We start from the raw sequence: 12,429 nt of genomic DNA on the forward strand, positions 1-12,429 counted from the left end.
TTACGCTCCTGCAAACGCTTCGCGGAACGTGTCGATGCTGACACGCAGCGAGAGTTGCGGTTGGTCGAGGTAACTGACGAGCTTGCTGATGCCATGGTCGTTTTGTGCGTGTTCGTCGATCCATTCGGGATCGTCGATGTCGATATTGTGCTGCGCGTACGCCTGCGGATCGACGACGCTATGCAGCGTTTTCGCCGACGCGCCGTTGAAGCCGATCACGAGGCGCTCGCGCTGCGCGATCGTGCCGATGAAAATGGCCAGTTCGAAATCCGCGTGCGCGACGAACGGCGCGATCAGTTCGAGCCAGAACGCCGCGACGAGCGTGCGATAGAACGGGTCGTTCGGCAACGGCAACGTGAGACCGCGTTCGAGGTGCGATGTTCCGCTCGTCATCACGGGCCGCAGCAGCGAGCCCAGCGCGAGCATCGCGCCGCGAAGCCGCACCGGGTGGCCGCTTGCGAGCAGCATCTGTTCGAGACCGGACAGGGTCTGATGTTCGACGAAGTCGTTGAAGGTGCCGTCGTGCGGATTGCCGGGACCTGCGATTTCAATCGGAACCTGCGTTTCGCCGAGCGCCTGCAACGCGCCCGCTGGTTCTGTCGTATCGAGCAACGGCTTCATCTGCGTGGCCACACGCGACCACAGTCGCGCAAACGCAAGCGGACTGCGCGCGAAGAACGCAAGCGGGCGGTCCACTTCGAGTGCCGTTGCTGCGAGAAACGGAAAGCGCCGCGCCGACTGATCCTGACTCGCCACCATATGCCCGGCGATGGCGAGCTTGCTGCGCGAGCCGAGAAACGCGAAGTGCATCGGCTTCGCGCTTTCATACACGATCTTCCAGCGAGGATCTTCCGCGAGCAGTTCCATGGCCTGCGCGATCCATCTGTCGAGCGTCTGCAGCAGTTGCGGATTGTGCGCGCTCTTCACGAAGTCGCCGCGCGACGGAATCTTGCCGAAGTAGGCGATTTGCGCCTGCACGGTCTGGCTCATTGCGCGCTCCCGTTGTTGGTGGCGGCAACGGCTGTCGTTGCGGCGGGTGTCGAAGCCGTTGCGGCAACAGCGCCGGTTGCGGCGCCGACATCCGCAACCGACGAAGGCAGTTTCAGGCCGCGCAGCGATTGTTGTTGAGGCGCATCGCCGCTGGTCGTTGCCTGCGATGTGCTGATGATCCGCATGCTCACGGACACGCTGACATTGCCTTGCGTCCACGTGAGATCGAACGTGCCGTCCGGGCGGCGCGTGCGTTGCGCCGTGTTGATGAGCTTCTCGAGACCATAGCGGCCCGGCTCGTTGACGAGCTGGATTGTGCGGCCGTCGAAGGTCGTCGCGGACAGCGTCGCGCCCGGCGATCCGGTCGGATTCGGCCACACGAAGTTCGTCCACTGCGGCGGCGTGTTGCGATAGCGAAGCTGCTGGCCGTCGATTGCAACCGTGTATTCCGTCGTGCCGCTGCTAGGCTGCGGCAGGATCTGGAACACCGTCTGCGGTTCCGACGAAGCCTGTCCGCCGCCCGCTGCACCACCGGCAAGCGGCGCGACCCAACGCGCAAAGCCGTTCGTGAAGTCCGGCGTCAACGCGAGGCCCATATCGCCCCACGTGCGCGCTGAGAGCGTGTCGCCGCGCCGCACGGCGAGCGGCCCGAGCGTCGTGCCGACGAATTTCGCGACGGCGCCATCCGGTCCGAACACCTGCGCGATTTCACCAGCACCGGCCTCGACCTTCGCATCGCCGGCAAACGGATACTTGTTCGCCAGCGACGCCTGGAACGGCTGATACACCTGCGCGTTCCACACCTTGTTGACTTCGGCGCTGGCAGGCTGGATCACGACGGCATACGCCTGCATCAGCGGACGCACGAGCAGCGGGCGCAGCGCCTTACGTTGCGCGTCGGTGAGGCCAGTGAGCATCTGTTCGTCGACATACTTCAGCGAGTCGGCGAGTTCTGAGCCGTTGCCGTCCAGCGTCTGCTGCATCAGCTGACGCGCGCCCGGACCCGGATCGCCCTGATTCTTCAGCACGTTGAAGCGCGTGCGCACCTTCGACAGCGAATCCATATAGCCGCGCAGCGGCGACACATCGCCATTCTTCACGACGATGCGCGCAAGACCCGCGAAGTCCGCGCCGACAGGACCCATCGGCACATCGACAGGCTTGCCGTTGATGTCGACGTTCGCGTTGAGTTGCGAAGTAGGGGAGCGCGAGAACCACTGCCTGACCCAGTTCACGACGCCGCCTTGCGCGCTCTTCAGCGCGACGTTCGCGAGCGACGGGTTGTCCCACGAAGTCTGTTCGTAGGCGGTTTCGAGCACTTTGCGGATCGGCGAGTCTTGCGGGTCGCCGAGGCGGTTCATCGCATCGACAGCCTGATTGAAGCTGCCGAAGCTCTGCACCGCAATGCCCTGCATGAACTTCTGCCAGTGCTGCGCATACTCGGTCTTGTACATGCCGACGAGCGCCTTCTGGATCTGCTCGGGGCTGCCTTCGAGCGTCAGGTCGTCACGCGCAGACGTATTGAGCACCCAGTCTTTCGCCTGCAGTTCCTTCGTCGCTGCGTCGCGGATTGCGGGCTGCACGTACTGGAACCACGCATCGCGCGTGAAGGTGCCGGGGATTGCATAGCTGCCCGCAACCAGCCCCGTATTGTTCTCGCCGACGATGCGTGCAATGGTCATCGGCGCGAAACGCGTCGATGCGCGCGCCTTGATTTCTTCATACACGCGCTGGCGTGCCGGCATGCCGCGCACCACGCGGCGCAGGTTGTCGCGGGTCTGATCGATGAGCGAGAGATTCGCGTCGATCATCGGCCAGTCGTCGTCGCTGACGCGCGACAGATAGAACGTGATCATCCGCTCAGCGCTCTTGATCATCTCGTCGCGCGGCATGTTGCCGCGATTCTGTTCGAGCCAGCCGCGCCAGAAACGCGCCACCTGATCGGTCAGATGTGCGGTTTCGACGTGGCGCTTGTCGGACAGCATCAGGTAGGTCTTCAACGCGTTGTACGCGTCTTCGACGTTGGTGGGCGATGCATCGGCATACAGACCGCCTTGCGAGGCCGCAGTCATCGCCGTATGAGCGGAGACGGGGATCGCGCCGGAGTCGGGCGTGTGCGTCATCGGCGCGAGCTGGTCGGGATGTGCGTCCACGTCCTTCAGGAACGACGCGAGGCTCTGCGAAACGGGCGTCAGCATGATCTGCTTGATGCCGTTGTAGTACTCGGTCAACAGACGCTGTTCGAGACGATCGCCTTGATAAAGACCGAGCGAAACCGAAAGCGGCCGCTCGCGGCGGAACTGCTCGAGTTGCTCGATGCGGTCTTCGAGCACGTCCATTGCCTGCAGGCGCGATTGCAGATCGTTGCGGCCCTGCTGCATGCGCACGACATTGTCGAGGTCGGCTTGCACGTTGGCGGCGAGTTGCTGGTTGCCGATCGTCGACCATGTCCAGCCGCCCAGCGCGAGCGCGAGAATCACGACGAAGCCGAAGAACGTCGCGTAACGAAGGCGGGCCTTCGTCGGGCTGGCGAATTGCCGCACCGTTTGACGGTCGGCAAAAATGACCTTGGAAAACAGGTCGCGCAGGAAGAATCCATTCTTCGAAAACGTGCTCTGCGGCTTCGGCAATGCGTCGGCGCTCAGGCCAAAACGATTGGCGATGCGCTGTGCGGCGGCACTGTTCGTCTCGCCTTCCTGCAAGGCGCTGGTGAAATAGAAGCCGCGAAAAATCGGCTTGTACTGGAACGGGTTGTTCTCGAACAGTGTCGCGATGAACGCGCGCAGCGCGGGTTTGATCGTCGAGAATTCGAGCGGAAAGCTCAGTTGGCCCGGCGAGAGCTTGTTGCCGCGGCTGATCGACAGTTGCGCGACGCTGATTTCCTTCAGGCCTTCATAGAGCTGTTCGAAATGCTCGTCGAACTGTGCGACGACATCGCGCTTTTCGTCCGGCTCGTAGGGCAGGGTGGCGCCCCACACGCGGTCATATTCATGACGTTCGCTGCCGCTGAAAAATTCGGTGAAGCCGGTAATCAGGTCCGCCTTCGTGAACATCACGTAGACGGGCGCGAATACTTCGAGCTTTTCGGTCAGTTCCTGCACGCGCTGGCGCAGGTTCTTCGCGAGATTGATCGCGAACTCGGGCTTGTTGCCCGTCAGTTCCGCAATGCTCGCCGTGACGATGATGCCGTTGATAGGCGCTTTCGGACGATAACGTTTGAGCAATCCAAGAAAACCGAGCCATTCCGTGCGGTCTTCCTCGTGGACCGAATAGCGGCCCGCCGTGTCGAGCAGAATGCCTTCCGTCGTGAAGAACCAGTCGCAGTTACGCGTGCCGCCAATGCCGTGCACAACGGCGTCGTTCTTGTCGGCAAACGGGAATTGCAGGCCCGAGTTCAACACCGCGCTGCTCTTGCCCGCCGCGGGATTGCCGATCACGATGTACCACGGCAATTCATAGAGCGCCGAACCGCCTGATGTCTGCCCGATCTTCGATGTTTTGATCGTCTTCACGGCATCGACGAGACGCGTGCGCAGCACGTCGAGATCGGCGCCGCGCATTGGCGCTGCCGCCGCCGGCGCGGATGTTTCGCTGCCGGCTTGCGCCTGCTGTTCGAGCATCTCTCCGAGCTTGCTGTTTGCGCGGCGAATGCGAATACGTTTGATGATCCACGCAACGATCAATAGCGCGACCACGACGCCGACCGCGATGGCCGGCCAGAGGGGATCGATCTGGAAGAAGTCTGCGGCGACGAACAGTACGGCCGCGAGCGCGAGCACGCCGATTACGGTCAGCGTGCGCCTGGAAGTCAACCCGTTGAGGAAGCGTTGCATAAGCCTGTCAGGTCTTGATGATAGGAATAGCGTGTGAAAAGACGTCTAATGCGGCGCAATCAGACTTTTAACGGTCATTTGGCCGGGTGTTTCAATGCGTCTTGAATAAACTTGCAAATGACGCTATTCGCGCGTCGTGTGGATGTTCAATGCGGTGCTCAAAAGTGCGACTTAACATTTATCGATTGCGGCCGAGCACGAAACCGGGCTTGTGATATTCGACGTGTCCGAGATCCATCATTTTCCATCGACCGCCCCATGTCAGACCCACCTGTTCGGCGACTTGTCCGTATAACTGATAGCCGCGCATCGCCCATGGATCTTTTTCGGAAATGACGATCTTGCCGTCGCGCAAAAAGGCATTGTCGGCCGCGAGGCCGTATTGATGATAGCTTTGGAATGCAGCGGCATTGGTGACATTGCTACCCATTTGCGCAAGACGGTTTTGTCTTTCCGGACTCCGGTAACCTTCCAGTAAAGCCATTTCATAACCGTGTTGCTCGCGCATGATCTTATAAACGAGCAATAGGCGCGTCCGGAAATCTGCATCGAGCAGGTTCCAGTCGCGGCTCGCGTCTTTCAGCGCCGGCCTGATCTGCTCGACCTCTTGCGTGGCGAAGGCTTCGGGCGGCAGCGGTGGAGGCGGCACGAGCTGTTCGCCATTGAGCAATTGGGCGATTTTTTCGTCCGGTGACCTGGAAATGTCATCGAACTGGAATAACTGTTTGCCGCGTAATGCAATGGCGACTAATGGCGGCGTCGCAAGAATACCTGTCGTGGTTAAAATCAGCAAGCGTCTGCGAATCAGTAAAGTTTGCATATCGGCAATTGTCGCTTGAGACATTTTTGCCGAATTTGTTAATTGCGCTTTAGCTTTCAATGCGTTATTCGATGCATGCTGCATGATGCGCGCATGCAAACCGGCTATACCGCCGAAGATAGCCAAACGGATTGGCGGCAATAGAGCGATTGCTGCAATGAGAACAGCAATGGCGAAATAAGCGGCGAGTGCAACGGCAATCAAAGGAAAGACCCCGGAAATTTCTCAGCAATTGTTTTTTGTAATGCTTGCTCTTAGAATCAGGCGTGCCCCGAGGAGGGGCTTTTACACATTACTTCGCAGATATTAACCAGAATTGAAGAGACAGTGAATGAGTGCGCCTGAATCGAACTCAAAAGTCCCGCCAAGCCTGCTATCCGAGCCGGTTAAAGACGGGCAGGCGGGCGGTTCGCGCATTCTTGCCAATCTGGAAGGGCGCGTCGATCCTTCCGCGAACCAGAAGCCGAAGCGTTCACGCACGCTGCCCGTGGTGGTAGCGGCGCTGGTGATCGTTGCGGGTGGCGTCGGCGCGTGGCAGTTGCAGCAGCGTTCCTCCGTTGCGGGTGCGGACAAGGTTGCGGCGAATGGCGCGTCGACCGTGGTGACATCGAGCATCAAGGTGGCAAGCGGTGTGACGGCGAGCATGACAGCATCGGCATCCGCGGCGAGCGCGCCCACGGCCGCGCCCGCTACCATCGTCGCCGATGATGATGCGAGCAAGGACAAGCAACCCACGCAAGCATCGAGCGACGACGGCAACCGTTTGTCGCGTGCTCTGGCGGACGGCGCTGGTGCATCGGATGGACCTGCATCGGCGGCCATTGTGTCGAGCGCGAAGGCCGACGACGCGGCGAAGCCCGCGAGCGCGTCAAACACGAAGCACGCAGATACCGAAACATCGAAAGCGGCACACAGCAAACACGACAAGCGACAACTCGCGGAAGAGCGGCGCGTGAAAGAAAGCAAGGCGGCCGTGGCATCGACCACGAAGAAGAAGCAAGCCGGCAAGCAGGAAGTGAAGGACGATTCCGATGCCGATCTGCTCGCTGCACTCGTCGCGCGCACCAAGCCCGCCTCGGCCAACGGCGCGAAAGCAACCGATAGCCAGGTCGCGTCGAAGAAGGTGAGCGCGACGGGCAATTCGACAGGCACGCTCGCCGATCGCATCAACGAGTGCGGACAGCATGGTTTCTTCGAGGAGCAACTGTGCCGCTGGCGCGTGTGCGATGGTCATTGGGGCAAAGATCCGCATTGCCCCGCTGCGTCGGCGCAGGCGCGGCAGCCCTGAGCGCGTTGTGAAGGTCGATTGAAGCGGCGCCGCGTGCGCCGCTTTTTATTTCAGGGTTATGTGTGCACTCGAATCCGCTTCGGCGATATGCCGCACGATCGCCTCGTTGACTGCTTCTGCATGCGTGATCGGTCCCATGTGTCCCGCGCCTTCGACGATCGCAAGACGCGCTGCGGGCAGCAGCATCGGCAAGCGCTCGGCAATGGCGCGCGATGGAACGGGCGCGTGCTGGCCGCGCATGATCAGCGTGGGCGCACGCAAACCCATATATGCGCTGGTGGGCGTGCGTTCTTCGAGCAGCGCGCGGAAATCGAGTGGTGCTTTCGGCGCCCAGCGTATGAGTGCTGCCTGGACAGATGGCCGCAATGCTTCCCATGCGCCCTGGCCACCCCAGTAATCAACGAATGAAGCGGCCGCGCCGCGATAGTCGCCACAGCTGACGCCGTCGGCGGTGCGCCTGGAAATCTCGATGATCTCGGCGAGTGCATGCGTGCCATACGAGCCCATCATCTTGAGCAGATGAAACGCAGAGGGTTCGTACAACGTCAGGCTGGCGATACGCTCGGGCCGCTCGACGGCCGCGCGTAACGCGACTCCACCGCCATACGAGTGACCCACGAGATGCACTTTGCCATGCGACGCGTCGATGATGCCGATGGTTCTCGCGGCTTCGTCGGCGAGCGTGAAGGCGCGCTCGCCGCTCCACGGTCCTGTGCTGTCGCAGCCGTAGTGCTCGGGTGCTACGAAGGCGTGGCGTGTGCCCAATGCCTCGCCGAGTTTTCGCCATTGCGCCGCGCCCGAACCGGAGCAGTGCAACGCGATGACCTGGGTGGCGGATGACAGGGCTTGCAATGTGGCTACGCTATTCATATCGGTCATTGAGTTCATGATTCAAGTGCTCAGATGCTGGGCCAGAGGATGCGTCAGGTTGCTCGTCACCGGTCGATTTCAACTGCATGCATGCGACGTTCGAGTTCGACCATATCGACTGCGGATGCGAGGTACGCGTCACGACGGCAGTGTTCAGCGCGGTCGAGCGCCTTTCTCAACAACACGATTAGATAGATGAGCATGATGTCCTCTGATCGATCACAGGGTCGATTGCGTAACGGTATGAACGCCGTGTACTTGCAGAGTCCATGCCATATCGCGGCACGCCTTGTGTGGCGTGTATCCGGGCGGCTCTGCGGATGTCGCGCGAGGCGAAGCGTTGTCGCGCAGCCGACGAATCGTCGGATGGGAGTCGGAGAAAACCCGACACGTAGGCGGTGCGTCGAACTCCATCGCTGAAGGAGAGGCGGCGTCTGGACTTAAGCGCCAGACGCCGTTCATTAGCACAGCAATCTGCGCTCGATCGTCTTACTGTCGTTCGACGACCACTTCGAGATACTCGCTTGGCAGCACGAGCGTCGCGTCGCCCGATCGGTTGCGGCTCTCGATCAGGTTCATCAGGTCGTGCAGAAACGCCGCTCGTGTCTCGCCTTCCAGTGCGGCAAACGCCTTGTTCACCGGTCCATAAAATGTGCGGAACACCTCGACGAAGTGCGCGGGCGAGCGATATCGGAAAGTGAAATCGCGGCTACTCGCGACGATCTTCCGCGCGCTGCTGCCGAACAGCGCTTCTATGTGCGCCTGCGTGCCCCACATCGCCGGCGACTTCACGCCTGCCGGTGGCGGAATGTACTTGCCGATCGTCTTGAAGAGCTGCCCGATGAAACTCTCCGGCGTCCAGTTCGCGAGACCAATCCTTCCGCCGGGTTTGCAAACACGCAGCAGTTCTGCGGCTGCCTTGTTGTGGTCAGGCGTGAACATCACGCCGAAGGTCGACATCACGATATCGAACGAGGCGTCAGCGAACGGGAGCGCTTCAGCGTCCGCTTCCTGGAACTGAACCGCAAGCCCTTCAGCCTGCGCACGCACACGGCCGGCATCGAGCAGCGATGCAACGTAGTCCGTCGACGTGACTTCGCACCAGCGGCGCGCGGCGGCAAGCGTCGCATTGCCGTTGCCTGCGGCAACGTCGAGCACGCGGCTGCCGGCGCGCACATCGAGCGCTTCGCAGAGGTTCTCCCCGACGATCTGCAGCGTCGTGCCGACGACGGCATAGTTGCCTGTCGACCAGGCCGCCTGCTGGCGAACCTTGAGGGCGGCGAAGTCTGCAACGGGTGCGATAGCGGAATCAACAGCGGACATGGACAACTCCTGAAAGCGGCAGCAGCGATGCACGAATGCAGGGTTGTGCTGCGTGCCGGATGGCGCCGCAAGTCGTTGTTGCGAAGATGCCCGCGCGGCGATCGGGCAAATCATGTCTGACGTGAAGGACGCAACGGCTATCCGATGGCGCTGCGTGTTTTGTTGTTGAACTGCGTGGATGCTAGTATCGGCACGCAAGCGGTATCGAGAAATGACCAGGCGTCCAGATGTTTTGCGCAGGACGCCGAAACTGATGAGCGCTGTCATGGATGCTTTCTCCGATGTCCTTCGTGTAGTGCGTCTGGGCGGAGCGGTATATCTAAACGCCGACTTAACTGCGCCGTGGTGTGTGGTCGGTGAAGTCACGCCGGATCTGTCGGCTGCATTCATGCCGCGTGCTGAACGCATCGTGTCCTATCACCTCATCACGGAGGGAAGCTGCCAGGCTGCACTCGTCGACGATCCTGCTTCGGCGATTCGTGTCGATGCAGGAGAGCTTCTCGTCGTGCCGCAAGGCGAAGCGCATCTGATGGGCAGTTCGCTCGATCTGAAACCCGCGCCTTCGCAAGAACTGGTTTCGAAATATCTGAGTACTTCGCCGGGCGAAGTGATGACGTTGAACTACGGTGGCGGTGGCGCGCACACACGGCTCATTTGCGGCTTTCTCGCTTGCGACGATTCATTGACCAATCCTGTCCTTGCGTCGCTGCCGCGCATCTTCAAGGTCGACATGCGCAACGATCCGCAATCGGCGTGGCTGGAGTCGTCGCTGAAACTTGCAGCAATCGAAGCGGCCGACTGGCGTGTGGGCAGCGCGATCGTGCTTGCGCGGCTTTCCGAACTGCTGTTCGTGAAGGCGGTGCAGCGTTGCATCGAAACGCTGCCGGCAGACCGCAAAGGATGGCTCGCGGGCGTAGGCGATCGTTTTGTCGGACGCGCGCTCGCGATGCTGCATGCAAAGCCCGCACACGGCTGGACGGTCGAAGAACTCGCGCGCAAGGTCGGACTGTCGCGTTCGGCGCTTGCGCAACGGTTCACGGAGCTGCTCGGTCAGCCGCCTATGCAATACCTCGCCCGCTGGCGCCTGCAAATTGCGGCGCAAGCGCTGCGGGAAGGAAACGACACACTTGCGGCCGTGGCGGAGCGGGTCGGGTACGAATCGGAGGCCGCGTTCAACCGCGCGTTCAAGCGGGAATTCGGCATGCCGCCCGCCAGTTGGCGACGCAGCAAAGGCATGGCGGACGGCCGCAATCCGATGGATGCAGACGCCGGTTCTCGAATTCGTGTCGCGTCGTCTGAAGAGGGCTTCGTCGCGGGTTAAGGGCTTTTGCAGTGCGTCATAGTGGACGATGGTGGGCAACGCGGAAATGGCGTTGTATATCGACCCGGCATTCGCAACTAACTGTCTGTTGTCGCCAGCGCTCGCGATAGCCGCTGGCCATATGTATGCCTTTAGAAGAAGGGCGATACACCCCGTTTCCGCGCCTTGCAAGCGCGCAAGCGCCAACCCGTTTAGCCCACGGCCAAGCACCATCGACGACGCGCGTCGATCGACAGTGCTAGTCTTTGCGCTGACCGCGCAACCCGGGCGTCGCGAACTTCATCGCGATTCGCGGCTCTTAGCGCAGAACGGCAATGCGCCGCGGACCGCACGGGTGCCGCCCACCGTGCCCCACAACCGACACAGACGACCGACGCGAGGTAACGTGAATGGACACATCAACGAACAACGACGTTGTCTTTCTGTTCGACGTCGATAACACGCTGCTCGACAACGACCATGTGCTGACGGATCTGCGCACACACATGACGCGCCAGTTCGGCGAAGAAAATAGTGCGCGCTACTGGGAGCTTTTCGAGGAACTGCGCGGCGAGCTCGGCTACGCGGATTACCTCGGCGCATTGCAGCGCTATCGCAACGAGCATCAGGACGACACGCAGCTTTTGTTGATGTCGTGTTACCTGATCGATTATCCGTTCGCGAACCGCGTGTTTCCGGGCGCGCTCGATGCGCTGCGCTATGCGGGCGAATTCGGCAAGACAGCGATTCTTTCGGACGGCGACGTGGTGTTCCAGCCGCGCAAGGTGTCGCGTTCGGGCTTGTGGGACGAAGTCGAAGGCCGCGTGATGATCTACATCCACAAGGAGTTGATGCTCGACGACGTGATCGCGCATCACCCCGCGCGACACTACGTCATGGTCGACGACAAGCTGCGCATTCTCACGGCGATGAAAGAGCAGTGGGGCGACAGGCTGACGACGATCTTCCCGCGCCAGGGCCACTACGCGCTCGATGCGAAGGAAATCGCGAAGTATCCGGACCCTGACATTACGATCGAAAGAATCGGTGAACTCACGTCGATCGATTTCGAAGCGTTGACGACGAAAGGGCGTCGATAGACCAACAAAGCAAGCGCGCTACTCGCTCATCCATTCGCCGCTCAGATCGCTGCCTTGCAGCAACTCGAGCAGCGTGCCGGCGGGATGACTGAGCCGCTTGGCGGCGAGCGCGATGAATTCGACATCGGGCAACGCGGGCAAGCTCGCGCTGTTCAACGGCGGCGCGAGCCCGCGTGCCGACACGTATTGCGATTTGGCCGTCAGCCCGAGGCCGCCGCGCGCGGCGGCGATACAGCCCGCGTGGCTGCTGCTCGTGCACACCACTTCCCAGCCGAAGCCTTTTTCCGCGAGCGCGTTGAGCACGACGGCGCGCGTGACGCTCGGCTCCGCGACGAGCACCAGTGGCAACGGCTGTTCCAGATCGACGACGGTGCCGGGCCGCGCGATCCATTCGAGCCGCGAGCGCAACAGCGGCGTGCCGCGCCGTTCGCCCAGACGCCGCTTGCCGACCAGCAGATCGATCGAACCGGCATCGAGCAGTTCATACAGGCGGCTCGTCATGCCGATGGTGAGTTCAAGCTCCACATCCGGATGCGCCTGTCGAAACGCGGCGAGCACATTAGGCAGTGCGCCGAGGGCGATATCGTCGGATGTGCCCAGACGTACGCGTCCTTTCAGCCGTGGCTTGCGGAATTGAGATTCGGCGCGACTGATGGACTGCAGGATCACATTGGCGTGGACGAGCAGCGCTTCGCCGTCGGCGGTCATCGCGAGCGAGTGCGTGTCGCGCACGAACAGCCGTCGGCCGACGCTTTCTTCGAGGCGGCGGATATGTTCGCTGACGCTCGACTGATTCAGGCCGAGCCGTTTGCCCGCTTCGGTGAAGCTGCGGCAGGTGGTGACGGTCGCGAATGTCCGGAGCCAGAGGGGATTGAGCATGCGGCATTGTCATCGGCATTTACGAT

10 protein-coding genes are annotated in these 12,429 nt (G+C 61.3%); 3 read left to right on the plus strand and 7 right to left on the minus strand.

What is annotated here, in order from left to right:
* From tagF to G3O01_RS01760, 3 genes are all read right to left on the minus strand, one after another.
* Nucleotides 1–990, minus strand: coding sequence for a type VI secretion system-associated protein TagF (gene tagF, locus G3O01_RS01750; RefSeq protein ID WP_205802710.1), 990 nt, complete (start codon nt 988–990; stop codon nt 1–3).
* Nucleotides 987–4,823: a type VI secretion system membrane subunit TssM gene (tssM, locus tag G3O01_RS01755; RefSeq protein WP_205802711.1), complete on the minus strand. Its 3,837-nt coding sequence runs from the start codon at nt 4,821–4,823 to the stop codon at nt 987–989. Before tssM ends, tagF begins: the two co-directional genes overlap by 4 nt.
* 178 nt (nt 4,824–5,001) lie before the next feature.
* Complete coding sequence (locus G3O01_RS01760) at nt 5,002–5,847, minus strand: M15 family metallopeptidase (RefSeq protein ID WP_205802712.1); 846 nt, start codon at nt 5,845–5,847, stop codon at nt 5,002–5,004.
* Nucleotides 5,848–5,974: 127 nt separating this feature from the next.
* Between G3O01_RS01760 and G3O01_RS01765 the strand changes: the two genes are divergently transcribed.
* Complete coding sequence (locus tag G3O01_RS01765; RefSeq protein ID WP_205802713.1) at nt 5,975–6,931, plus strand: hypothetical protein; 957 nt, start codon at nt 5,975–5,977, stop codon at nt 6,929–6,931.
* A gap of 45 nt (nt 6,932–6,976) precedes the next feature.
* On the opposite strand, the gene G3O01_RS01770 is transcribed toward G3O01_RS01765, so the two are convergent.
* The 3 genes from G3O01_RS01770 to G3O01_RS01780 all read right to left on the minus strand — a co-directional run bounded on the left by G3O01_RS01770 (nt 6,977) and on the right by G3O01_RS01780 (nt 9,124).
* Nucleotides 6,977–7,810 (minus strand): alpha/beta hydrolase, encoded by an 834-nt coding sequence (locus tag G3O01_RS01770; protein ID WP_241023608.1) that lies wholly within the window; start codon nt 7,808–7,810, stop codon nt 6,977–6,979.
* A gap of 56 nt (nt 7,811–7,866) precedes the next feature.
* Complete coding sequence (locus tag G3O01_RS01775; RefSeq protein WP_205802714.1) at nt 7,867–8,004, minus strand: DUF3563 family protein; 138 nt, start codon at nt 8,002–8,004, stop codon at nt 7,867–7,869.
* Nucleotides 8,005–8,290: 286 nt separating this feature from the next.
* Nucleotides 8,291–9,124 carry a methyltransferase domain-containing protein gene (locus G3O01_RS01780; RefSeq protein WP_205802715.1) on the minus strand — a complete coding sequence of 278 codons (834 nt, stop codon included), beginning with the start codon at nt 9,122–9,124 and terminating at the stop codon, nt 8,291–8,293.
* Between the two features lie 265 nt (nt 9,125–9,389).
* Between G3O01_RS01780 and G3O01_RS01785 the strand changes: the two genes are divergently transcribed.
* A complete protein-coding gene (locus G3O01_RS01785; protein WP_205802716.1) occupies nt 9,390–10,445 on the plus strand; it encodes an AraC family transcriptional regulator in 1,056 nt (351 codons plus the stop codon).
* A gap of 389 nt (nt 10,446–10,834) precedes the next feature.
* Nucleotides 10,835–11,524 (plus strand): HAD family hydrolase, encoded by a 690-nt coding sequence (locus G3O01_RS01790; protein ID WP_205802717.1) that lies wholly within the window; start codon nt 10,835–10,837, stop codon nt 11,522–11,524.
* 18 nt (nt 11,525–11,542) lie between these two features.
* On the opposite strand, the gene G3O01_RS01795 is transcribed toward G3O01_RS01790, so the two are convergent.
* Complete coding sequence (locus G3O01_RS01795; protein WP_205802718.1) at nt 11,543–12,403, minus strand: LysR family transcriptional regulator; 861 nt, start codon at nt 12,401–12,403, stop codon at nt 11,543–11,545.
* Between the last annotated feature and the right edge of the window lie 26 nt (nt 12,404–12,429).

This window comes from Burkholderia sp. Ac-20365 (assembly GCF_017104715.1).
In the GTDB taxonomy this organism is placed as follows: Bacteria; Pseudomonadota; Gammaproteobacteria; order Burkholderiales; family Burkholderiaceae; genus Paraburkholderia.